Below are 23,089 nucleotides of genomic sequence, written 5' to 3'. Positions count from 1 at the left end.
TGTCCACCGGTCAACTCGTCACCAGCCTGCTCGGCTTCAATCTCGGTATCGAACTGGTCCAGCTCCTGCTGGTCTGCCTCGCCCTGCCCTCCCTGACCACGCTGTCGATGCCCCCCATGCATCAGGAGTACCAGTGAACGTCTCATTCACCGTCTGGCTGCTGACCGTCGTCGCGCTCTGCGCGCTCGTCGGCGCCGACTTCTTCATCGGCCGCAAACCCCACGACGTGTCGGTCAAGGAGGCCGGCATCTGGACCGTCGTCTGGGTGGTCCTCGCCTGTCTCTTCGGCCTCGCCCTGCTCTGGTTCGGCGGCGGGAAGCCCACGGGCGAGTTCTTCGCCGGGTACATCACCGAGAAGTCGCTGAGCGTGGACAACCTCTTCGTGTTCGTCCTGATCATGTCGAAGTTCGCGGTGCCCTCGCAGTACCAGCAGCGGGTGCTGATGGTCGGCGTGATCATGGCGCTCGTGCTGCGCGCGGGCTTCATCGCGGCCGGCGCGGCAATCATCTCCACGTTCTCCTGGGTCTTCTACCTCTTCGGCGCCTTCCTGATCTGGACCGCCTGGAAGCTGGTCCAGGACGCGCGCAAGGAGGAGCACGAGGAGGAGTACCAGGAGAACAAGCTGCTGAAGATGGTGGAGCAGCGGTTCGGTGTCGCCGACCGCTACCACGGCACCAAGCTGTGGATCGAGGAGAACGGCAAGCGGGTCATGACCCCGATGCTCGTCGTGATGCTCGCGATCGGCTCCACGGACGTGCTGTTCGCCCTGGACTCCATCCCCGCGATCTACGGCCTGACCCAGGACCCGTACATCGTCTTCACCGCGAACGCCTTCGCCCTGATGGGCCTGCGCCAGCTCTACTTCCTCATCGGCGGCCTGCTCAAGAAGCTGGTCCACCTCAGCTACGGCCTGTCGATCATCCTCGGCTTCATCGGCGTCAAGCTGGTCCTGCACGCGCTGCACGAGTCCGGCGTCCACGTCCCCGAGATCGGCATCCCCTTCTCGCTGGGCTTCATCGTCCTCGTGCTGACCGTCACCACGATCACCAGCCTCAGGGCGTCGAAGAAGCAGGAGCAGGCGGAGGCCGACCCGGTGGCGTGACCGCTCCGCCCGCCCTTGACTTCGAGCGCGCTCCAGGCTCTAGCGTCATGCCCGTCGACGAAGGTCCCGCTGAAGGAGACTGTCATGCGCGTGGGCGTCCACATCAACCAGTTCCACCACCCCGGCGGCGGCCCCGCGCTCGGCGCCGAACTCGCCGCGACGGGCACGGCGGCGGAGGCGGCCGGGGTGAGCTGGCTGTCGGTCATGGACCACTACTTCCAGATGGAGTTCAACGGCGGCGCCGAGGAACCGATGCTGGAGGCCTACACGACCCTGAGCTTCCTGGCCGCCCACACCTCCACGGTCCGCCTCGGCGCCCTGGTGACCGGAGTGACGTACCGCCACCCCGGACTGCTCGCCAAGATCGCCACCACCCTCGACGTGCTCTCCGGCGGCCGCGCCACCCTCGGCATCGGGGCGGCCTGGTACGACCGGGAGCACGAGGGACTCGGCGTCCCCTTCCCGCCGCTCGCGGAACGCTTCGAGCGCCTGGAGGAGACCCTGCGGATCTGTCTCCAGATGTGGGACCCGGAGAACAACGGCCCCTTCGAAGGCACGCACTACCGCCTCGCCGAGACCCTCTGCGTCCCGGCCCCGGTCAGCGACCCGCGCCCCGAGATCCTGATCGGGGGCGGCGGCGAGAAGAAGACCCTCCGCCTGGTCGCCCGGTACGGCGACGCCTGCAACCTCTTCACCACCTCGCCGGAGGAGGTCGCGCACAAGCTCGACGTGCTGCGCCGCCACTGCGACACCGAGGGCCGCGACTACGACGGGATCCGCAGGACCATGACGTACGCGGGGGAGTCGGCCACCGAGGGCGACCTGGACGCCTTCACCCGCGACATCACCTCCTACACCAAGCTCGGCATCGACACGGTCATCCTCGCCCCGCGCACCGGCACCCCCGCCGAGTGGATCGACCGCTTCGTGGCCCCGGCCGTCCAGCGGCTCGCCGAACTGGACTAGGGCCCGGCTAGGCGGGCCGGCCGCGCGAGACGACCCGGGTGCCGCAGCCGTCCGTGACCCTGACCTGAAGCGAACCGCAGGCGCAACGGGTCCAGACGGTACGGCCGGTGCCCGTGCCGTGCCCGGACACGGTCCGGAAGGGCTCGGCCTCGTCCGGCCAGCCGCAGTGCGGGCAGACGGCGCCGGTCGTGCTGGTCATGGCAACTCCTCGGAACTCGTGGCTGGTTCGGCCGTCGCGACACCACCAAGAGTGCGGTGCGGTATTCGTGCACGTCCAGGTTGACTTCCTGGACCTCACCTTGAAGCGTGGGCTTCATGATTGACCTGCGCCGACTGCACGTGTTGAGGGCGGTCTCCCACTACGGCACGGTCACCGCGGCCGCCCGCGCCCTCCACTTCACCCCGTCCGCCGCCTCCCAGCAGATCCGTCAACTCGCCCGTGACCTGGGCGTCGACCTCCTGGAACCGCAGGGCCGCGGAGTACGCCTCACCCCGGCCGCGGAAAGCCTGCTCACCCACGCCGACGCCATCCAGGCCCGCTGGGACCAGGCCGAACTCGACCTGCGCGCCGACCACACCGAGCCGGCGGGACCGCTGAGGGTGAGCGGTTACCCGGCGGCGATCTGTCTGCTGCTCGCCCCGATGGCGGCGCGGTTGCGGAAGCGGTACCCCCGGCTGACCGTCGCCATCCAGGAGTTGGGCGTGCCGGAGAGCTTCGACCAGCTCTTCGAGGGGGAGATCGACCTGGCGGTGGTGGAGGCGACCCCGCACAACCCGCCCATGAGCGACGCCCGTTACGACCAACGACCGCTGTTGGACGACCCGTTCGACCTGGTCGTCCCGGCGGACCACCCCCTCGCGGCCCACGACCGCGTCGACCTCGCGGCGGCGGCCCACGAGGACTGGATCGCCCCGGTCCCGGACAGCCCCTGCCGTACCCACGTGATGTCGGCGTGCGGCGCGTCGGGCTTCGCCCCGAACGTGGTCCACCAGGCCGTGGACTGGAACGTCACGGCCCACCTGGTCGCCCACGGCCTGGGCGTGGCCCTCATCCCCCGCCTGACCCACTTGACCCCGGACCTCCCGATCACCCGCATCCCCTGCGAGGGCAACCCCCACCGCAAGTTCCTGACCTGCACCCGCACCGGAGCACAGGAACGCCCCGCGATAGCGGCGGCACTGACAGAACTCCGGAACTTGAGTCTTTGAGGGGCGCGGGGAACTGCGCGACCAGCCCCCACCGACCCGCAGACGACAAAACAAAAGGGACCGGAGTAAAAAGCTCCGGCCCCTCAACGAACCCTGGTCAGGCCGCGGCAGTCTCACCCGTGTTGCTGTGCAGCCGAGCCACAACCTCGGTCAGCTGCGCGGCAACCTCCGCGTCGTCCACCGGGTGCGTCTCAGCGAACCGCACCACAGACCCCGGGATCGACAGCTTGACGTCCTCGAGCACCTTGCCGCCGGCGATACCCACGGCCTTGCGCGTCTCGTCCTGCGCCCACACGCCACCGAACTGACCGAACGCGGTACCGACGACGGCGACCGGCTTCCCGCCGAAGGCCCCGGCGCCGTACGGACGCGACAGCCAGTCGATCGCGTTCTTCAGCACGGCCGGGATCGTTCCGTTGTACTCGGGCGAGAACAGCAGGAACGCGTCGGCGCCCTGCGCGGCCTCCCGCAGCTTCGCCGCGGTCGCGGGGACGCCGCCCTCGACGTCGATGTCCTCGTTGTAGAAGGGGATCTCGGCCAGGCCCTCGAACAGCACGACCTCGGCGCCCTCGGGAGCGAGCTTGACGGCCGCCTCGGCGAGCTGGCGGTTGTGCGAGCCGGCGCGAAGGGATCCGACGAGCGCAAGGATGCGAACAGACATTCGAAACTCCAGGGGGTGCTGAAACACTGCGTTAATGTTCCGGACCGGGGTCCGTTTAATGTTCTAGCACCCTAACCGGACCGGGGTCCAGTTTTCTTCCCGATGCTTTACGCTGGCGTCATGTCCGCGACCCTGCCGCCGTTCCCGAAGCCTCAGGAGCCCTTCGACGCGCCCCAGCTCCTGGAGGTCGGCCTGGGCCCCGACGAGCCCTGCCTGCGGGCCGACGCGGCCCGCAACCGCGCCCGTCTGCTGGAGGCCGCCACCCGGCTGATCGCGGAGCACGGTGTGGCAGGAGTCACCATGGAGGCGGTCGCCACGGCGGCCGGTGTGGGCAAGGGGACGGTCTTCCGGCGCTTCGGCGACCGCACCGGCCTCCTGATGGCCCTGCTGGACCACTCCTCGCGCACGCTCCAGGCGGACTTCCTCGGCGGCCCCCCGCCGCTGGGCCCCGGCGCCCCGCCCGTCGACCGCCTGCGGGCACTCGGCGTCGCGGTGCTCTACCGCTCGGTCGAGCAGCTCGACCTGCTGCTGGCCGCGCAGACGGAGCCGACCCGCCGCTACTCCCACCCCTCGACCCGGGCGCTGCACATGCACACGGCGATGCTGCTGCGGCAGGTCCTCCCGAGCGCCGACTGCGAGCTGCTGGCCCAGACGCTCATGGCGTATCTGGACCCCGCCCTCATCCACCACCTGACCCGTGGACGCGGCATGCCCATGGAGCGGCTGGAGGCCGGCTGGACCGATCTCGTCGCCCGGGTGACCTGTACCGATCCGCCCCGCTGACCCCGCATGTGGGCACCGTCACAGCTTCTGCAAAGATGACGGTCGTCATGGTGCAGATACAGAACACGTCCGCGTCCTCCGCACCGCGCTCCGTGCCCACGAGCGCCGATGTGGCCAGGCTCGCCGGAGTCTCGCGCGCGACCGTCTCCTACGTCCTGAACAAGACCAGCGCCGTCCGGATCAGCGAGCCCACGCGCCGCCGGGTCCACGCCGCCGCCAAGGAACTCGGGTACGTCCCGCACGCGGCCGCCCGCAGCCTGCGTGCCGGACACAGCCGCATGGTCCTGATGCCCGCCCCCTCCATACCCGTCGGCCCGCTCTACAACCAGTTCCTGAGCGAACTCCAGTGGGCCCTCGGCCGACTCGACTACACCGTCGTGCAGTACGGCAGTGTCGGCCTCCAGGGCGACGAGGCCGCCCGCGCCTGGGCCGAACTGCGCCCGGTCGCCGTCCTGGTGCCCGGCGCCGGACTCACCCCGCAGGGAGTCACCCTGCTCAGACGCTCCGGCGCCCGGGCCGTGGTCACCTTCACGCCCGACCGCGTCGAGGGCGCCCACTCGGTGCTCATGGACCACGAGAGCGTCGGCCACTGCGCGGGCGCCCACCTGTACGCCCGCGGCCGGCGTCGGATCGGGGTGGTGGTCCCGGACGAGGCCGGCCTGGAGGCCTACTCGCTGCCCCGCCTGGCGGGGGTGCGCCGGGCCTTACGCGGCACGGACGCCACCCTCACCGAGCTGCCGCTCGCCTACGAGGAGCAGGCCGCCGTACACCTCGCCGCCCGCTGGCGGGACCTCGACCTCGACGCCGTGTTCGCATACAACGACGAATACGCGATGCTGCTGATGCGGGCCCTGCAGGACGAAGGGGTACGCGTTCCCGAGGACACGGCGGTGATCGGCGCCGACGACCTGCTCATCGGCCGGCTGCTGCGGCCGCGCCTGAGCACGGTCCACATCGAGCTCCCGTCCGGCCGCGACCTCGCCGAACTGGTCGACCGCGCGGTGCGCGAACCGGGCGCCGCGCCCGAGACCCACAAGGTGCTCGGAGCCACGGTGGTGCACCGCGACTCCAGCTGAGGTACGGGAGGCCTGCCATGCGTACGACGGTCGGGATCATCGGCGGCGGCCCCGCCGGACTCCTCCTCGCCCGCCTGCTGCACCGCGCGGGCATCGACTGCGTGGTCCTGGAGAGCCGGACGCGGGAATACGTCGAGCACCGCCAGCGCGCCGGCATGCTGGAGCAGGGCACGGTCGACGCCCTGCGCGCGTGCGGCGCCGCCGACCGGCTGGAGGCCGAGGGGCTCGTCCACCACGGCATCGAGCTGCGGTTCGCGGGGGAGCGCCACCACCTCGACTTCCCGGCCCTCACCGGCGGCCGTACCGTCACGATCTACGCCCAGACCGAGATCGTGAAGGACCTCGTGGCGCTCCAACTCGCCGACGGGCCGCCCCTGTTGTTCGAGGCGGAGGCCCTCGCGGTCGAGAACGCGGAGAGCGGGGCGCCCGTCGTGCGGTTCCTGCACGAGGGCCGCGAGCAGACGCTGACCTGCGACTGGGTCGCCGGCTGCGACGGCTCCCACGGCGTCGCCCGCGAGGCGTTCCCGACGGCCACGAGCCGGACGTACACGCACGACTACCCGTACTCCTGGCTCGGGATCCTCGCCGATGTCGCGCCGTCCTGCGAGGAGTTGATCTACGCGCGCGGTGAGCGTGGCTTCGCCCTGCACAGCATGCGCTCGCCCGCCGTCTCCCGGCTCTACCTCCAGGTCCCGAACGGCACCGACGCCGACGACTGGCCCGACGAGCGCATCTGGGACGAGCTCGCCGCGCGGTTCGCGATCGACGCCGACTGGACCCTCACGAGAGGCCCGATCACCGCCAAGTCCGTGACCCCGATGCGCAGTCACGTCCACGAGCCGATGCGCCACGGCCGTCTCCTGCTCGCCGGCGACGCCGCGCACATCGTGCCGCCGACCGGTGCCAAGGGCCTCAACCTGGCCGTGTCGGACGTATGCGTCCTCGCCCGGGCCCTGACCGATCTGCACCGCACAGGATCCACGCAACTGGTCGACAGATATTCGGAGTTGTGTCTGTCCCGGGTGTGGCAGGCCACGCGATTCTCGTACGACATGACTAGGATGTTGCACGCTCAACCAAATGGGGATGCGTTCGAGGACCGGATGCAGCTCGCACGGCTGCGCCGGATCGCCGCATCCCGCCACGCGGCCGCCGAACTGGCCGCGAACTACACGGGACTTCCGCTCCCCCTGTGAGTCCCGCCCGGTGATCGAACGGAGAGCCGTCACATGTCGTTGCTCGACCCCAAGAGCTGGCAGCCGTACCCCCTTTCGGGACCTGAGTACGCCGTCACCGAGCCCGCCACCGGCGACACGCTCGCCACCGTCACCCTCGCCGGCGGCGAGGACGTGGCAGCCGCCACCGCCAACTCCCTTGCGGCGCAGGCGGAATGGGCCCGCGTCCCGCACTTCGTCCGGGCCGGGGTGCTGCGCAGGGCCGGTGACCTGTTCGCCGCGCACGCCGAGGAACTGCGCGGCTGGCTCGTCCGCGAGTCCGGCTCCATACCCGGCAAGGCCGACTTCGAACTGCACGTCGCCGCCCAGGAGTGCTACGAGGCCGCCGCCCTCGCCTCCCGCCCCGCTGGGCAGGTCCTGCCCAGCGAGGCGCCGAGGCTGTCGTACACCCGACGTGTCCCGGTCGGCGTGGTGGGCGTGATCGCGCCCTTCAACGCCCCGCTGATCCTCTCGATCCGCTCCGTCGCCCCGGCCCTCGCCCTCGGCAACGGGGTCGTCCTCAAGCCGGACCCGCGCACCGCGGTCTGCGGCGGCCTCTCGCTCGCCGCGGTCTTCGCGGAGGCGGGCCTGCCCGAGGGGCTCTTCCACGTGCTGCCCGGCGGTCCGGACGTCGGCCAGGCCCTGGTCGCCGACCCGCGGGTGCCGGTCATCTCCTTCACCGGGTCCACGGCCGCGGGCCGCGCGGTGGGTGAGGCCGCCGGCCGTCACCTCAAGCGGGCGCACCTGGAACTGGGCGGCAACTCAGCCCTGGTCGTCCTGGAGGACGCCGACCTCGACGCCGTGATCTCCACCGCCGCCTGGGGCTCCTTCTTCCACCAGGGCCAGATCTGCATGACGACCGGCCGCCACCTGGTGCACCACTCGATCTACCAGGAGTACGTCGAGCGCCTGGCCGCCAAGGCCGAATCGCTCCACGTCGGCGACCCGAACCGGGAGCAGGTCCACCTCGGCCCGATCATCGACGACAACCAGCTCGCCAAGGTGCACGGCCTGGTCGAGGCCAGCACCGCCCAGGGCGCCCGGCTCGCCGCGGGCGGCAAGCACGACCGGCTCTTCTACCGTCCGACCGTCCTCGCCGGCCTCGACGACACCACCCCCGCCTACGCGGAGGAGGTCTTCGGCCCGGTCGCGCCCGTACGGTCCTTCGCCACGGTCGACGAGGCGGTCGCCCTGGCGACAGACGGGCCCTACGGCCTCTCGCTCGGGATCGTCACCGCCGACGCGGCCCGAGGCCTCGCCCTGGCCGAGCGGATCCCGACCGGCATCGTGCACATCAACGACCAGACGGTGAACGACGAGGCCGTGGCGCCCTTCGGCGGCATCGCCGCGTCCGGCACCGGCGCCCGCTTCGGCGGCGAGGCCAATGTGGAGGCCTTCACCGAGACGCGCTGGACGACGGTGCGCGGGGACGTGGCGACGTACCCCTTCTGATCAGGGATGTACGCCTGCTGATCAGGCCGGTTACTGGCCGTTCTGCTCGGTCTCGGCCTGCTGCGCGGCCACGGCCTTGCGGACCTCGTCCATGTCCAGCTTGCGCGCCTGCCCGATGACGTCCGTGAGGGCGGACTCGGGCAGCGCGCCCGGCTGGGCGAACACGGCGACCTGGTCGCGGACGATCATCAGCGTCGGAATGGACTGGATACCGAAGGCCGCGGCCAGCTCCGGCTGGGCCTCGGTGTCCACCTTGCCGAACACCAGATCGGGGTTGTCCTCGGCGGCCTTCTCGTAGACCGGCGCGAACTGACGGCACGGCCCGCACCAGGACGCCCAGAAGTCGATCAGGACGAACTCGTTGTCCGTGACCGTCTGGTCGAAGTTCTCCTTGGTGAGCTCCACGGTGCTGCTCATGTCCTGGTCCCTCTTCCTGGTATTCGGTGCGGAAGCCGTCGGCACAACACGGCCACCCGGCCGGGTATTCCACCCGCCTACCCACGAGACTGGTTTCATGACGGAAACGGAAAAGATCACGTACGACGTCGTCGTGCTAGGCGCCGGACCCGTGGGGGAGAACGTCGCCGACCGCACTCGCGCGGCCGGCCTGTCCACCGCGGTCGTGGAGAGCGAGCTGGTCGGCGGCGAGTGTTCCTACTGGGCGTGCATGCCCAGCAAGGCGCTGCTGCGGCCGGTGATCGCCCAGGCGGACGCGCGCCGGCTGCCCGGCCTGAGCGCCGCCGTGCAGGGCCCCCTCGACGCGGCCGCGGTCCTCGCACGGCGGGACGAGTACACCTCGCACTGGAAGGACGACGGCCAGGTCGGCTGGCTGGACGGCATCGGCGCCGACCTCTACCGCGGCCACGGCCGCCTCACCGGAGAGCGCACGGTCACGGTCACCGGGGCGGACGGCGCACAGCACGTGCTGACCGCCCGGCACGCCGTGGCCGTCTGCACCGGCACCGGCGCCCAGCTCCCCGACCTGCCCGGGCTCGCCGAGGTGAAGCCCTGGACCAGCCGCGAGGCCACCAGCGCCAAGGAGGCGCCCGGCCGCCTGGTCGTGGTCGGCGGGGGAGTGGTCGCCACCGAGATGGCCACCGTCTGGCAGGCCCTCGGCTCCCGCGTCACCCTCCTGGTCCGGGGCAAGGGCCTGCTGAACCGTATGGAGCCCTTCGCGGGCGAACTGGTCGCCGAAGCGCTGGGCGAGGCGGGCGTGGACGTCCGCACCGGCACCTCGGTCGAGTCGGTGACCAGGGAGAACGGCACAGTCGTGGTCGTCACCGGCACCGGCGAGCGCATCGAGGCCGACGAGATCCTCTTCGCCACCGGACGCGTCCCGCGCACCGACGACATCGGCCTCGACACGGTCGGCCTGGAACCGGGCTCCTGGCTGCCGGTGGACGACAGCCTCCGCGTCACCGGCTCCGACTGGCTGTACGCGGTCGGCGACGTCAACCACCGCGCCCTCCTCACCCACCAGGGCAAGTACCAGGCCCGGATCGCGGGCGCCGCGATCGCCGCCCGCGCCTCGGGCTCCACGGTCCAGTCCGACGCCTGGGGCGCCCACACCGCGACCGCCGACCACGCGGCCGTCCCCCAGGTCGTCTTCACCGACCCGGAGGCCGCCGCCGTCGGCCTCTCCCTCGCCGAGGCCGAACAGGCCGGCCACCGCGTCCGCGCCGTCGACTACGACCTCGCGAACGTCTCCGGCGCCGGCCTCTACGGCGAGGGCTACCGAGGCCGCGCCCGCATGATCGTCGACCTGGAACGCGAGATCCTCCTCGGCGTCACCTTCGTGGGCCCGGGCGTCGGCGAACTGATCCACTCGGCCACGATCGCGGTCGCGGGCCAGGTCCCGATCAGCAGGCTCTGGCACGCGGTCCCGTCCTACCCGACGATCAGCGAGGTCTGGCTGCGCCTGCTGGAGACGTACCGGGACAACTGACGGGCGGCGCGCGACTGTTCGCTCAGGACGAGAGCAACGGGCCCAGGCCCGTCAGGCGCAGAGCGAACCAGTGCTCGTCCACGAGGACGTACACAAGGTCGGGGGCGGTGGCGGTGAGATCGGCGACCGCCCCCGGCACCGGGACGGTGAGGGGAGCCTGGCCGGGACGGGCGGGGTTCCACACCCGGAGGTAGTCGTCCGAGCAGGCGGCCACGACCAGGTCCTGGTCGGGACGGCCGAGCGGGGCCAGACGGGTCAACTGCGCAGGACATCGGGCGAGTTCGCGGGCCCGACCGGTCTCCAGGTCGACGACGTCCAGTGCATGCTGTGCGTCGTCCGGACCCCGCACGACCACTACGAGGCGGCGGACCCCGGACGATGTGTGTACGGCCACGGGCGGCAGACCGTGGACGGGAGGATTCGTGGTGCGGCTGATGACGTCCCAGTCACCGCGCGGGCGCCGCCGATGGACCGATCCGCCGGTGGCGACCCCGGCCAGGAGCGTCTCACCGCGTGGACGTACACAGGGGACCGCGGTCAGGTCTGATTTCGTCGAGGCGTTGTCGAGAGCATGCGTCCGGTCGCCCGGCAGCCACAACAACGCCTGAGGACCCGCGCCCGAGTAGTTCACCACCAGAGCCGTCGTCCAGCCGGGTACGACAGCGGTTCGCAGCGACGTCACCGCTCCGCGGAAACGGTCCAGAACCGCGGCCGACTCCCCGCTCGTTATCTCCTCCCGTGACTCCACGTCGACCAGGCGCAGTCGCCACGACATGTGCTCGACCAGGCCGACGACGGCCCGTCCGTCCGGAAGCACCAGCGCGGCGAGGTGGTCGATCTGCTTGTGTTCCGGCCACAACCGGGCCCGCTTCCGTCCCTGCGCGTCGGTCAGCCACGCCCCGCCCCGAGCCCCCGCCACGACCAGAGCCCAGGGCAGTCCCCCCTCGTCGAGCGGCTGCGTGAAGGCGGCGACCAGGCGCGACCTGCGGCCGTCGTAGTCCGGCTGTTCAGCGGGACCACCGCTGTCGGGCGTCCACAGCCGCACCGCACCGTCCCAGCCGGCGGACACGAAAAGATCGTCGTCCCGGCCAGTGCGCAGCGCGGCGACCGCATAGGACCCGCCCGAGACCGTGCGATGTCCCTGTGCCCGCGAGGACAGCCCCTCCCAGTCCACCGGTACCAACTGCGCACCCGAACCCACCCTGGAGTCGAACTCCTCGGGCACGGCCGACATGCGGTTGGTCAGCACACTGCGCAGGCATCCGGCAGCCGGATCGACGACGCTGATCCGCGCGCCCCGCCCCGCGACCGCGAGCAGCATGTGGCCGTCGCGTCCCCTGAACGCGGACAGCGCGCGTACCCCGCGGACCTTTGCCGGGATCACCTCCCGCAGGACGAGCCGCCCCACGTCCCACACCCGCACCGTGCCGTCCTCCCCGCCGGACGCGACGAACGTGCCCTCCGCCGTGGTCCCCAGGGACGCGAGCGCGTAGACCGTGCCGGTGTGCCCGCGCAGTACTCCCGCCGCCTCGGGGCCCTGCGGTGCGTCGACGTCCCAGCGGCGCACGGCGCAGTCCGCACCCGTGGACAGCAGGAAGCGGCGCCCCTCGGGCATCAGCACCGGGGCCAGCGCGGTCACCCGTCCCACATGGCCGGTCAGAAGGGTCGAAGCCCAGTCGTCGGTCCGCCACAGCCGAATGGAGCGGTCCTCGCCCGCGGAGACCAGCAGCGGGGCACCGGCACCTTCGAGGACGGTGAGACACAGCACCGAGTCCGCATGGCCGGACAGCACGGCCACCCGGTCCCCGCTGTCGAGGTCCCACACGTGCAGTCGGCGTCCGGCAGCCGCCACCAGCAGTCGCCGTCCCGCGGCATCCGTCAGCCGAGTCAGCGCGGTCACGGTCTCCTGTGGGCCGGTCAGGACCATCCGCGTCTCACCGGTGTGCGGATCCCACAGCCGTACGGTGCCGTCGCCGCCCGCCGAGGCGACGTCGTCGCGGCCCCCACCCGCGTCGACGGCCTGGAGAGCGAGCACCGGACCGGAGTGGCCGTGCAACACCACGCTGAAGTCGTCCGCCGCCGTCGAGGCCGCCTCCAGTACCGCCTGGACGGCGGTGTGCGCCCGGAACCAGCCGACCAGGGACGGTTCCTCGAACGTCGCTGTCATCAGCAAGGTGCGCAGCCGTTCCGCCGATGACTGCGAGGGCAGCCGATGGGCCGCTCGCAGATACAGCCTGGCCACGGGCAGCCGGAACCGGTCGGGCAGGGATCGTACGGCCGCGGCGGTGCGCGTGGGGTCGGCGCAGACGAGGAAGCCGAGGTCGCGCATCACCGCGGGGAGCTGCCCGGCCGAACGTGCGTGTGCAGCCAGGTGCCTGCGCAGATAAGGGTGGGCGGACTCCCAGGCAGCGAGTCCGGTTCCGGGCAGCGTGCTCAGGAGGGCTCGCGTGATCCGGGTGTGCGCATCCCACGGGGAGTTGCCGCGAAAGTGGTCGATGAGCGCTTGATGGTAGAGGCGGTACACCGTCTGCCCCGACTCGCCCGATTCCACGACGTGGAATCCGGCCTGCTCCAGCACCCAGGAGACGTCCGTATCTCCGTACACCCTTCCGTCGCGGGACAGCGCCCCCGCCAGCACGGGCCACAGGTCCCGGCGCGGCAGCCCGGAACCCTCCGCCCAGGCCAGCGGACGCAGCAGATCGCGCAGGCGTTCCGGGTCGGGAGAGCGTGCGAACTCGTCGTCCAGCACGGCTGCGAGGTTCCCGGACAACAGACGTTCGACGTCGAGCCGCCGGTCCGAGCCCGCGGGCTGTGCCAGTGCCCCCAGCACGGCACGCGTGGCCACCCGCGCATAGAGGAAAATCCCGCCGCTCGCCTCGGTGATCCGTCCTGCCCATGTGTGGGCCTGCGCGTTCTGCCCCCGAAGCGGCGAGTGCTCGGCATCCAACAACCGCCGCAGCGCGTAGGCGGTGAGATCCGTACGACTCTCCGGCTCGTCGTCGAGCACCGCGGTCACATCGGGAGCGAGTGCCTGCAGGAGCGGGCCGCTGTCGGCGGTGACCGTCGTACCACCGGCTCGGTGCGGACGGGTGCCGACCAGCACCCGCACCCCCGGCAGGTCGGCGAGCGGTCGCAGCAGGTCGGCGGCGATGGGCACGGCCTCGGCGGCCTTCGCCTCGTCCAGTCCGTCCAGGACCACCGTTACGCGTCGGCCGACGTCGCCGACCTGCCGCACGACCTGCGCCGCGGGCAGCCGGCCGTCCCCGTGCAAGGGCAGGTCCAGGGCGTCGGCGACCGCGCGCAGGCAGTCGTCCAGATTCTTGTTCCGACACGACAGCGCCAGGTCGACCGAGCCCAGGGGCGGCAACGCCGCGTCGGGAGTGCCTTTGAGCGCACCCTCCTCCTCGGCGACGGCGCGCAGCCCCGGCACCGACAGGGTGGCGATCCGGCCGAGCAGCGCGGACTTGCCGGTGCCCGGGGATCCGGTCACGGCGAACAGCCCGCGGTCGGCGTTCTCCAGCCAGTCGACGAGACGGCGCAGAAGTCGCTCGCGGCCGCAGAAGTACCAACCTGTCTCGCCGACCTCGATGCCCCGTGCCGAGAGAACCAGGTGCTGGTCCACCCGCGTCGCCCGCAGCCGACGCAGCCTCTTGGTCTCCACGTCCTCGTCAGGAACGGTGGCCGACGGATGCAAGGGGTTGCGCAGGGCCGGCACGGGCGCGCCCCGGGCGACGAAGACCGGTGTGGCGTCGCGGTCCGCCATGATCCGGGCCATGGCGTCGGCCAGTTCGTCGGAACGGATGGTTTCGTCGTGCTCCGTCCAACGCCGGTCCTCGGGACCGTGCCGCACCACATGGTCCAGGGCCTCCGCGAACACCCCGTCCTCCGCGCTTGCGTATCCGTGGGTCGAGGCGATCACCGCGAAACGCCGCCCAGGTCCTGCGGTGGTGCTGCGGTCGAGCACCGTGCAGATCTCGGTGGCGATACGGGAGGCGGCCACCCCACTGGCGCAGCAGTCGAGGAGGATCAGAACCTCGTCGAAGTCCCGGTGTACCAGGAACCGAGCCAGGGCCTTCGTGGTGATCGCGCGAAGGTCGTCCAGCCGTGTGCCCGGTGAGTCGGCCGTGATCAGGAAGTGCTCGTCCGCGTCGACGCAGCCGTGTCCCGTCCAATAGAGCACCAGACGAGCGCCGCCGCCGTCCCAGGCTCGCAGGCGGCCGGTGATGGTGATCAGATCGCCGCCCGCGCGCAGATCCGGCAGTTCGTGGCGGTAGTCCAGGGAACGGAACAGCCGGTACAACCGCTCGACGCTGGCCGGAACATGTCCGAGCCGCGGCCAGTCGGCGTTCTCGTACTCACCGACGCCCACCAGGACGAAGCTGCCCTCGGCCGTCATGCGCGCCACCGCATTGTGGTGCTCCCCGTTGCCGTGCCCGCTCGACGCGTCGACGCAGGTACCGCGGGCGGCCGTACGATGTGACCTGCCGTCAATCAGCCGCATCGTACGGCGAATCGGGCTACGGGGGGAATCGGTGCCGACACTTCCGGTGAAGGACCTGGTCGTGGTTCTGCCCGGAATCATGGGCAGCGTCCTGACCCGGGACGGGCGAGAGGTGTGGAACCACACCCTCGCGGTGGCCGGCCGGCATGCGCTCGGCCGTCTGGAGGACTTGCGGGCGCTGGCCCTGCCCCCGGACATCGGCGACGCCGATCCCGAGGACGGCGTCCTCGCCGTCAGCCTGATCAAGGGCCTGCACATTCTGCCGGGTGTCTCCGCGATCGACGGCTACGGAACTCTCGTGACCTTTCTGCAGCGGCGGCTGGGCCTGTCGGAGCAGGACGGCAACCTCCTGCTGTTCCCGTACGACTGGCGGCTGTCGATCCGGCTGAACGCGCGTCGGCTCGCCACCCGGGTGGAACAGGCTCTCGCCACCTGGCGCGGTCGCGGTGGCGGTCCTGACGCACAAGTGGCGTTCGTCGCCCACTCGATGGGCGGCCTGGTGGCCCGCTACTACCTGGACGTGCTGGGCGGCCACGTACTCGCCCGCAGCCTGGTCACGATCGGCACGCCCTACCGGGGATCCGTGAACGCGCTCACGTCGCTGCACGAGGGAGTGGCCCCGGGGCTCGGCCGGCTCTCCGGGCCGTTCACCGAGCTGGCGCGCTCGATGCCGTCGCTGCACCAGCTGCTGCCGACCTGGCGCTGCCTGGTCGATGCGGAGGGTGGACGTGCCGCCCTGGCCGGGATCCGCGTCTTTGGCGTCGACAAGGATCTTGCCGCCGACGCGCTGACACTCCACGAGGAACTGGATCGCGCGGACGTCGCCGGCTACGCCCTGCACCTGTTCGGCGGCTGCCGCCAACCCACGCGGCAGTCGGCCGGAGTCGTGGCCGACCGGGTCGCCGGCCGACGGGACCTGAGCGGCACCGACCACGGTGGCGACGGCACGGTGCCCCGGTTCTCCTGCTTTCCCGCCCAGGTGCCGGACGACTCCGCCGTGCGCTTCTTCGCCCAGAAACACGGGGCACTGCAGAACGAGCGGGCCCTGCTCACCCAACTGGAGGCCTTGCTGACCGCGCGGGACCCACGCCAGTTCCTCGACGGCGGGCGGGAGCTGACGGTCGATGTGCCCGAGGTCGCGAACGGTCTGGAGTGCCCGGTGGAGGTGACCGCCGACGACGACCGACTGATGCTGTCCGTCAGCGCCGAGGACGTCGAGACGGGCCGGACCGGTGCCCACAAGACGGTGCGCAACCTCGGGCACGGCAGCTACCGGACCCGTCTCACCCTGCCGGGCCCGGGAACCTGGCGAGTGACTGTGGGGGACCCCGCCAACCCCGGACGGGTACGTCAGGTGAGCAGCATCGTGCTTGCGGCGCAGCCGTGATTCCGGCTCAGCCCGGGAGCTCGAAGCCCAGTTCCCTCGCCGCCGTCTCCGGGGTCGGCTGGGTCCAGCGTTCTGTCATTGCCTGGTTCGAGGACAGGGAGCGCGGGTCCGCGCGGTCGAGGTAGAGGGTGCCGTCGAGGTGGTCCGTCTCGTGTTGGACGATGCGGGCGGGCCAGCCGGTGAACAGGTCGTCGAACGGGTGGCCGTGCTCGTCCTCGCCGCGCACCCGGACCTCGGCGGGGCGGGCCACCACCGCCTGCCAGCCCGGCACGCTCAGACAGCCCTCGAAGAACGCGGCGCGGGCCGTGCCGACCGGCTCGTACGACGGGTTGACCAGGACCCGGAAGGGCTGCGGGACGCGTCCGCGCGCCACCCGGACCTCCTCCGGCACCGGCGCGGGGTCCTCGATCACCGCGATCCGCAGCGGGACCCCGACCTGAGGGGCGGCGAGACCGACCCCGGGCGCCGCGTGCATCGTGAGGCGCAGGGCACTGACGAAACGGGACAGGAGGACTGCGTCGAGCTGACCGTCGTACATCTGGATGCCTTGTCGCAGGACCGGATCGCCGGCCGCGACGATCGGCAGGGGGCCGTCGGTGGCGAGGAGTTCGGCGACCAGTTCGGCAAGGGGCTTGCGGTGACTCGGAGTTGCCATCGCGCCAGGATGTCATGGCGTCCATGTGTGTGATGCAGGTCACTTATGTGGCCGGGAACTCGGTGGCCTTCTCCTCCGACTACTGGACCGCCACCGTCCCCAGCCCTCGGAGAAGCCGCCGATGTCCACCGCTCCCACGACGACCACGGACGAGGCCCCAGGGCCGGCGCCCGTGGCGCCCGCCCCCGGCAGATGGGCGCCGCTGCGCCCGCTGGTCCTGCGTCTGCACTTCTACGCCGGGGTGTTCGTGGCGCCGTTCCTGCTCGTCGCCGCCGTCACCGGGTTCCTGTACGCCGGTGCCTTCCAGGCCGAGAAGATCGTCTACCGGCACGAGATGACCGTCGCCGAGGTCGGCTCCAGCGAGCTGCCCATCTCCGAGCAGGTCGCCGCCGCGCGGAAGGCCCACCCCGAGGGCACGGTCGCGGCCGTACGTCCCGCGCCCGCGGCCGACGCGACGACCCGGGTGATGCTGTCCGGGGTCGAGGGCGTCGATCCGGACCACACCCTCGCGGTCTTCGTCGACCCGTACACCGGCAAGGTGCGCGGCGCGCTGGAGCAGTACGGCTCCACCGGCGCGCTCCCGCTGCGCACCTGGATCGACGAGTTCCACCGGGACCTCCACCTCGGTGAGAACGGCCGTCTCTACAGCGAGTTCGCCGCCAGCTGGCTGTGGGTCATAGCCGGCGGCGGCCTGGTGCTGTGGTTCTCCCGCCGCCGCGCCCTGCGCAAGCTGCGCGGAACCAGCGGGCGGCGCCGCACCCTCGGGCTGCACGGCACCGTCGGCGTGTGGGCGGCGGGCGGGTTCTTCTTCCTGTCGGCGACCGGCCTGACCTGGTCCACATACGCCGGTGCCAACATCGACGAACTGCGCACCTCGCTCGGCCAGTCCACCCCGTCCGTCTCCTCGGCGGCGGGCGGCGACCACGCGGGCCACGGCGCCTCCGCCTCGGCCGGGGACGCCGAGCACGGCGTCGGCCTCGACAAGATCCTCGCCGCCGCCCGCGCGAAGGGCCTCGGCAACCCGGTCGAGATCGTGCCGCCCGCCGACGAGTCGTCCGCCTATGTCGTACGACAGGTGCAGCGCAGCTGGCCCGAGAAGCAGGACTCGGTCGCCGTCGACCCGACCACCGGCGAGGTCACCGACACCGTGCGGTTCGCCGACTACCCGGTGCTCGCCAAGCTGACCCGCTGGGGCATCGACCTGCACACCGGTGTGCTGTTCGGGCTGGTCAACCAGATCGCCCTGATGCTGCTCGCGCTGTCGCTGGTGCTGTTGATCGTGTGGGGGTACCGCATGTGGTGGCAGCGCGGGAAGGGCTCCTCCTTCGGGCGGCCGATTCCGCGGGGTGCCTGGCAGCAGGTGCCGCCGGCGATCCTGGTGCCGGGGGTGGTGCTGGTCGCCGTCCTCGGGTACTTCGTGCCGCTGTTCGGGATCCCGCTCGCCGGGTTCATCGTGGCCGACGTGCTCCTGGGGGAGGTCGCGCACCGGCGGGGGAAGAAGACGGCCTGAGGCAAGCGCGGGTCCGGTTCCCCACGGGGAACCGGACCCTGTCTCAGAGTTCCGCGAAGTCACCGGAGAGCGCGGACGCGAGGCGCATGTGCGGCTCCGCCTCCTCGTGCCGGCCCTGCCGCTGGAGCGTGCGGCCCAGCATCAGCCGGGCGTACTGCTCGACCGGGTCGCGCTCCACGATCACCCGCAACTCCGTCTCCGCGCGCCGCAGTTGGGCCGAGTGGTAGTAGGCGCGCGCCAGCAGCAGCCGGGGTCCGGTCTGCTCCGGCACCTCCTCGACCAGCCCGTCCAGGACGCGCGCGGCGGCCGCGTAGTCCTTGGCGTCGAAGAACATCCGCGCCCGCTCCCAGCGCTCCGCCGGTGTTCCGTGGTCGTAGTACGTCGTGTCCACGCCTACCCTCCTTCGCTCTCGTCGCCGTCAACGGAGGGGGGGTAGTTCAATATTCCACTACTTGACGGCTGGAGCGATGAGGGCGGCGAACTCGGCGTCGGCGCGCTCCTTGATGAGGGTCAGCACCCGTCCGGTGACGGCCAGGTCCTCCTGCGGGATGCCGACGTAGATCCGGGCGGAGATGGGGGCGGTCTCTGCGGAGGTCGTGTCGTACAGCTCCCTCCCGGCGTCCGTGATCCGTACCCGGGAGGACCCTTCGGGAGCCAGCAGCCCCGCCTTGACGAGTTCGTCGACGACGGCGTGGGCCTCCGCGGGGTCGCACTTCAGCGAGTCCACGACGCCGTGGGCGATGTCGTCCCACTCGGCCGGTCCGTCGGCCACGGCGGCGAGCCGCAGGGTGACGGACTGCTGGAAGGTGACTCCGTGGCGGGCCAGGACGTGCTCCAGGAGGGCGCGGCCGGCGTAATGGGCCAGGGCTATCGAACGGGGGTTGACCGGGGGAGTGGTGGTGGTCATGGCTGCTCCTCAAGGGGCTCGTGTGCCGGGTCGAGAGGTGTGTCGAGCAGGGTCGTCAGGTCGCCCATGAACGCCCGGGTGCGCTCGCCGTCGAGTCCGCCCAGGGGCGCCGTCAACTGCTGGAGAAGCGCCTGGACGACCTTGATCGCCTGGCGGGTGGTGTCGCGGCCCTGGTCCGTGAGGGCGAGCTGCACCGCGCGCGGGTCGCGCGGGTCGCGGGTGCGTTCGAGAAGGCCGGCGCTCTCCAGGGCGCGCGCCAGCTTGGAGACGTAGAGCGGTTCGAGCCCGGTGTGGTCGGCCAGGCGTCGCTGGCTGGGGCGCTCGCCGGTGCGCTGCATGCCGTACAGCGACGCGACCAGGGAGTACTGCGCGTGGGTGAGGCCGAGCGGGGCCACCGCGCGGTCGACCGCCACCCGCCACTTCATCGACAGGCGCCAGACCAGGAAGCCGGGCGTCGCGCCCTCGGATACCGTGCTCATGGCCGATACTGTACATGGCTACTATATCCATGGCTACCATTTTCGACGGCCTGACGGGAGCCCCGCCACGGGTCTAGGTTGGGCGCCATGAGCAATCTTGATCGCGAGGCGGTTCCCGCCGTGTGCGGCGGCCGCGGCTTCGTCGTGGCGGAGCCCGTGCGTGAACTCCTCAGCCCTCGTCGCGTCAAGCTCGGCGAGTCCTCCGAGGTGCGCCGACTGCTGCCCAACCTGGGCCGGCGCATGGTCGGTGCCTGGTGTTTCGTCGACCACTACGGCCCCGACGACATCGCCGACGAGCCCGGCATGCAGGTGCCGCCGCACCCGCACATGGGTCTGCAGACCGTGAGCTGGCTGCACCAGGGGGAGGTGCTGCACCGCGACTCCACCGGCAGCCTCCAGACGATCCGCCCCCGTGAGCTGGGCCTGATGACCTCCGGGCACGCGATCAGCCACTCCGAGGAGAGCCCCCGCTCCCACGCCCGCTTCCTGCACGGCGCCCAGCTCTGGGTCGCCCTCCCGGACAGCGACCGCCACACGGCCCCGCGCTTCGAGCACCACGCGGAACTGCCCCAGGTCACGGCGCCGGGCCTGACGGCCACGGTCATCCTCGGCGACCTCGACGGCGCGCGGTCACCCGGAACGGCGTACACCCCCATCGTCGGCGCCGACCTGACGCTCACCCGGGGCACGGACGTACGCCTTCCGCTGGAACCGGACTTCGAGTACGCCGTGCTGTCCATGTCCGGCGAGGCCCACGTGGACGGCGTCCCCGTCCTCCCCGGCTCCATGCTCTACCTCGGCTGCGGCCGCACCGAACTCCCGCTCCGCGCCGCGTCGGACGCGGGCCTGATGCTCCTGGGCGGCGAGCCGTTCGAGGAGGAGCTCGTCATGTTCTGGAACTGGATCGGGCGGTCCCAGGCGGAGATCGAACAGGCCCGCCGGGACTGGACGGAGGGTTCGCGGTTCGGCGAGGTGAAGGGGTACGACGGCGATCCGCTGCCGGCTCCGGAACTGCCGCCCGTGCCGTTGAAGCCGCGGGGGAGGGTGCGCTGACCTGCCTTCGTCTGCGCCTACGAGACGTTCAGCGCTGGAGTCGCGGCGGCAGTGGCACCCAGCGGTGCTCGGTGTGACGGTCGACCGCGTCGCGGCCGTCGTCGATGCTCAGGCCGGCGGCGGCGCAGCAGTAGGCGAGGACGTCGGCGCCGTAGGGGAACGCGTGTTCACGCTGCCAGAATCGGAACGTCCAGTAGGCGTCCGGGTCGGAGTCGTGCGGTCCGATGTGGATCTCGTCGCCCGCGACGACCTCGCCGTCGCGCGCCAGGGCACCGAACGTACCGCCCTTGGGGTTGAAGTACACCCCGTAGGCCGCGGTGCCCGTCGATATCGCCCGCAGCACGGCGCCGTCGCTGGGCATGTACCCGTCCTGGACGATCACGCAGCCGCCCGGGGCGCCGTCCACACTCCTGACGCCCACATGGCGCAGGGACTCGTCGTAATCGGCGGGGTCGAAGGGCGCGTGGTCGAGATCGGCGCCGGGACACTGGGCGGGGTCGGCGCCGAGCCGTCGTATCACCTCGTCCTCGTCCAGGCCCCGTACGAAGCAGACGCCGAGCCCTTCGGTCCACAGCTGTTGCGTGCCGAAGGCGGCGATGAGGGTGTCCGCGGTCCGCTGGGCGGCGATCTCCTCCGCCGGCAGCTCCACCGCTCCCGGCAGGTTCTGGACGAGCGGCGCGAGCGGGGTGGTCAGCAGCAGCCGGCCCGGTGACCAGGGCGGCGCCTGCGGAGTCCATACGTCCGCGCCGGCGTCGACCAGCGCGCGCACTGTGGTCTCGTCCATGCTGTGGATGGCGTACCAGAGCGGGGTGTGGCCCTGCTCGTCGCGTACGTCGACGTCCGCGACGTGGGGCAGGAGCGCGGACACCGCTTCCGCGGAGCCCTGTTCCGCCGTGAGGTGCAGCGGAGTGGTGCCCTGCCATCCGACGGGGGAGTCGGGCGGCGCGCCGCCCTCCAAACGGGCCCGGACCAGCGCGGTGTCCCCCCAGTCCCGGTATCCCATGCCCTGCCAGTCGGCCCGGGGCACATAGCGCCGGCGGGCCTCCTCCGCACGCCGCAGCTCCTCCCGCTGGCGTCGGTTCAGGGGTGGCGCCAGGAGCGCGGGCGGGCCGCTCACCTCCAAGGTCGCGAAGCTGCTGGGGAGTTCTTCCTGCGCCGGCGGTTCGAGTCCGGGCCAGACCTCGTGGGTCTGACGGGACGCGGCGAGAAGTGCCGCCACATCGACGGGCGTACGGGTCTCCGGAACACCCTCGTCCGGCCACTCGACCACAAACTGCGTGTCGCCGGGCGGCGGGAGCTCCGGCAGATACAGATCGACGTCGGTCTTGAAGAGCGACCTGCGGGAGTGGTGCAGGCCCGGATCCAGCGGAATCAGTCCCACGGCCTGCTCGGTCGCGGCCTCCTGGACCCGTCCGCCGGGCCCGGTGAACGGGATGCCCCGCATCACGGTGCCGTCCAGTGAGGTCACCCGGCGGCCGTCGGAGAACAGCAGCCCCACCCGCAGCCCGGACTGCCTTCTGGCGTCCCCGCTCTGGCGGCGGGTCCTGCGGAACACCGACAGATGGAGGGTGGCGGATCGCGGCCACACGGACCAGCCCGTCACCAGGACCCTGGTCTCCGCCCCCACGCCGACGACGTCCAACTGCGGGCACAGCGCGGGCGCGAACCGGTCGACGGGTGGTGCGTACCGTCCGTCGTCCTCCGTGGGCGGCCCTAACCGCGCCAACACGGGCCGGTCGTCCGCCGGCCCCTCAGCGAGCACGAGATCATCGAAGAACCCCATGCGCAGAGCGTCGCACACGCCACTGACAATGCCCTGGCGGCCAGCTGAGCAAGAACCGGCTCCCGTTCGCCGAGCCTTGTCGTACAGCGGGGAAATCTGCCGACTTGATGGTAATGGCGTGGCAATGCAGAGGAAATGGCAGGGGTTTTCTCCCGGGGTGTGTTTGTCCTCGGATGGTTTTCTCCGCTTTTCGTGACTGCTTTCGCGTGCGAGGCTCGACGACGAGCAGCCCGGCTTGTTTCCCACGGGGCTGCTGACCGACCTCTCCCACCGAAAGAAGCATCCTCATGCGCGGAGCTGTCATCCACGGCCAGGAGCTGTTCTTCTCCCACGTCGGCCTGCGCGGCGGCCCGGCCCCGGTGCGCGGCTATCTGCCCGACCTGATCGCGCGGGTCTTCGACGGCCG

21 protein-coding genes and 1 pseudogene are annotated in these 23,089 nt (G+C 71.4%); 13 read left to right on the top strand and 9 right to left on the bottom strand.

The window, feature by feature from the left end:
* From ABZ896_RS42240 to ABZ896_RS42230, 3 genes are all read left to right on the top strand, one after another.
* On the top strand, positions 1-137 hold a 137-nt coding region (locus ABZ896_RS42240), incomplete at its 5' end, for a HupE/UreJ family protein (RefSeq protein ID WP_360940993.1).
* The gene (locus ABZ896_RS42235) at positions 134-1,102 is read left to right on the top strand and encodes a TerC family protein (protein ID WP_360940989.1); all 969 of its coding nucleotides are present in this window, start codon (positions 134-136) and stop codon (positions 1,100-1,102) included. The genes ABZ896_RS42240 and ABZ896_RS42235, both read left to right, overlap by 4 nt.
* A gap of 84 nt (positions 1,103-1,186) precedes the next feature.
* Positions 1,187-2,068: an LLM class F420-dependent oxidoreductase gene (locus ABZ896_RS42230; RefSeq protein WP_360940987.1), complete on the top strand. Its 882-nt coding sequence runs from the start codon at positions 1,187-1,189 to the stop codon at positions 2,066-2,068.
* Between the two features lie 7 nt (positions 2,069-2,075).
* On the opposite strand, the gene ABZ896_RS42225 is transcribed toward ABZ896_RS42230, so the two are convergent.
* Entirely contained in the window at positions 2,076-2,267 is a 192-nt protein-coding gene (locus ABZ896_RS42225) for a hypothetical protein (protein ID WP_360940985.1), read from the bottom strand.
* 116 nt (positions 2,268-2,383) lie between these two features.
* On the opposite strand from ABZ896_RS42225, the gene ABZ896_RS42220 reads away from it, so the two are divergent.
* Positions 2,384-3,277, top strand: coding sequence for a LysR family transcriptional regulator (locus ABZ896_RS42220; RefSeq protein ID WP_360940983.1), 894 nt, complete (start codon positions 2,384-2,386; stop codon positions 3,275-3,277).
* A 97-nt stretch (positions 3,278-3,374) separates the two neighbouring features.
* On the opposite strand, the gene ABZ896_RS42215 is transcribed toward ABZ896_RS42220, so the two are convergent.
* Positions 3,375-3,938, bottom strand: coding sequence for an NAD(P)H-dependent oxidoreductase (locus ABZ896_RS42215; RefSeq protein WP_360940981.1), 564 nt, complete (start codon positions 3,936-3,938; stop codon positions 3,375-3,377).
* A 102-nt stretch (positions 3,939-4,040) separates the two neighbouring features.
* Between ABZ896_RS42215 and ABZ896_RS42210 the strand changes: the two genes are divergently transcribed.
* From ABZ896_RS42210 to ABZ896_RS42195, 4 genes are read left to right on the top strand one after another with little or no spacing between them, the layout of a single operon-like run.
* Complete coding sequence (locus ABZ896_RS42210; protein ID WP_360940979.1) at positions 4,041-4,721, top strand: TetR/AcrR family transcriptional regulator; 681 nt, start codon at positions 4,041-4,043, stop codon at positions 4,719-4,721.
* 35 nt (positions 4,722-4,756) lie between these two features.
* On the top strand, positions 4,757-5,797 hold the full coding sequence (locus ABZ896_RS42205; RefSeq protein WP_360940977.1) for a LacI family DNA-binding transcriptional regulator: 1,041 nt from the start codon (positions 4,757-4,759) through the stop codon (positions 5,795-5,797).
* 17 nt (positions 5,798-5,814) lie between these two features.
* Positions 5,815-6,993, top strand: coding sequence for a 4-hydroxybenzoate 3-monooxygenase (locus tag ABZ896_RS42200; protein ID WP_360940975.1), 1,179 nt, complete (start codon positions 5,815-5,817; stop codon positions 6,991-6,993).
* Between the two features lie 33 nt (positions 6,994-7,026).
* Entirely contained in the window at positions 7,027-8,463 is a 1,437-nt protein-coding gene (locus ABZ896_RS42195) for a benzaldehyde dehydrogenase (protein ID WP_360940973.1), read from the top strand.
* 30 nt (positions 8,464-8,493) lie between these two features.
* Here ABZ896_RS42195 and trxA read toward each other — a convergent pair whose 3' ends face one another.
* Entirely contained in the window at positions 8,494-8,880 is a 387-nt protein-coding gene (gene trxA, locus ABZ896_RS42190; RefSeq protein WP_360940971.1) for a thioredoxin, read from the bottom strand.
* Positions 8,881-8,977: 97 nt separating this feature from the next.
* Between trxA and ABZ896_RS42185 the strand changes: the two genes are divergently transcribed.
* Positions 8,978-10,408: an NAD(P)/FAD-dependent oxidoreductase gene (locus ABZ896_RS42185; RefSeq protein ID WP_360940968.1), complete on the top strand. Its 1,431-nt coding sequence runs from the start codon at positions 8,978-8,980 to the stop codon at positions 10,406-10,408.
* Positions 10,409-10,430: 22 nt separating this feature from the next.
* On the opposite strand, the gene ABZ896_RS42180 is transcribed toward ABZ896_RS42185, so the two are convergent.
* Positions 10,431-14,804 (bottom strand): AAA family ATPase, encoded by a 4,374-nt coding sequence (locus tag ABZ896_RS42180; protein WP_360940991.1) that lies wholly within the window; start codon positions 14,802-14,804, stop codon positions 10,431-10,433.
* Between the two features lie 136 nt (positions 14,805-14,940).
* Here ABZ896_RS42180 and ABZ896_RS42175 point away from each other — a divergent pair, with 136 nt between their 5' ends.
* The gene (locus ABZ896_RS42175; protein WP_360940966.1) at positions 14,941-16,296 is read left to right on the top strand and encodes a hypothetical protein; all 1,356 of its coding nucleotides are present in this window, start codon (positions 14,941-14,943) and stop codon (positions 16,294-16,296) included.
* A 7-nt stretch (positions 16,297-16,303) separates the two neighbouring features.
* Here ABZ896_RS42175 and ABZ896_RS42170 read toward each other — a convergent pair whose 3' ends face one another.
* On the bottom strand, positions 16,304-16,951 hold the full coding sequence (locus ABZ896_RS42170) for a peptide deformylase (protein WP_360940964.1): 648 nt from the start codon (positions 16,949-16,951) through the stop codon (positions 16,304-16,306).
* Positions 16,952-17,072: 121 nt separating this feature from the next.
* Here ABZ896_RS42170 and ABZ896_RS42165 point away from each other — a divergent pair, with 121 nt between their 5' ends.
* Positions 17,073-18,461, top strand: coding sequence for a PepSY-associated TM helix domain-containing protein (locus ABZ896_RS42165; protein ID WP_360940962.1), 1,389 nt, complete (start codon positions 17,073-17,075; stop codon positions 18,459-18,461).
* A gap of 43 nt (positions 18,462-18,504) precedes the next feature.
* Here ABZ896_RS42165 and ABZ896_RS42160 read toward each other — a convergent pair whose 3' ends face one another.
* From ABZ896_RS42160 to ABZ896_RS42150, 3 genes are read right to left on the bottom strand one after another with little or no spacing between them, the layout of a single operon-like run.
* Positions 18,505-18,852, bottom strand: a complete 348-nt coding sequence (locus ABZ896_RS42160) for a tetratricopeptide repeat protein (RefSeq protein WP_360940960.1) — start codon at positions 18,850-18,852, stop codon at positions 18,505-18,507.
* Between the two features lie 57 nt (positions 18,853-18,909).
* The gene (locus tag ABZ896_RS42155; RefSeq protein ID WP_360940958.1) at positions 18,910-19,368 is read right to left on the bottom strand and encodes a MarR family winged helix-turn-helix transcriptional regulator; all 459 of its coding nucleotides are present in this window, start codon (positions 19,366-19,368) and stop codon (positions 18,910-18,912) included.
* Complete coding sequence (locus ABZ896_RS42150) at positions 19,365-19,847, bottom strand: MarR family transcriptional regulator (protein ID WP_360940956.1); 483 nt, start codon at positions 19,845-19,847, stop codon at positions 19,365-19,367. Before ABZ896_RS42150 ends, ABZ896_RS42155 begins: the two co-directional genes overlap by 4 nt.
* Before the next feature lie 87 nt (positions 19,848-19,934).
* On the opposite strand from ABZ896_RS42150, the gene ABZ896_RS42145 reads away from it, so the two are divergent.
* A complete protein-coding gene (locus ABZ896_RS42145; RefSeq protein ID WP_360940954.1) occupies positions 19,935-20,900 on the top strand; it encodes a pirin family protein in 966 nt (321 codons plus the stop codon).
* Positions 20,901-20,928: 28 nt separating this feature from the next.
* On the opposite strand, the gene ABZ896_RS42140 is transcribed toward ABZ896_RS42145, so the two are convergent.
* The gene (locus ABZ896_RS42140; protein ID WP_360940952.1) at positions 20,929-22,683 is read right to left on the bottom strand and encodes an ankyrin repeat domain-containing protein; all 1,755 of its coding nucleotides are present in this window, start codon (positions 22,681-22,683) and stop codon (positions 20,929-20,931) included.
* A gap of 302 nt (positions 22,684-22,985) precedes the next feature.
* On the opposite strand from ABZ896_RS42140, the pseudogene ABZ896_RS42135 reads away from it, so the two are divergent.
* Positions 22,986-23,089 (top strand): annotated as a pseudogene (locus ABZ896_RS42135) (IMP dehydrogenase); the annotation flags it as partial.

This window comes from Streptomyces sp. NPDC047072, assembly GCF_040643855.1.
GTDB lineage: Bacteria > Actinomycetota > Actinomycetes > Streptomycetales > Streptomycetaceae > Streptomyces.
Note: the sequence above shows the minus strand (reverse complement) of the source record. Positions and strands in the feature narration are given on the sequence as shown.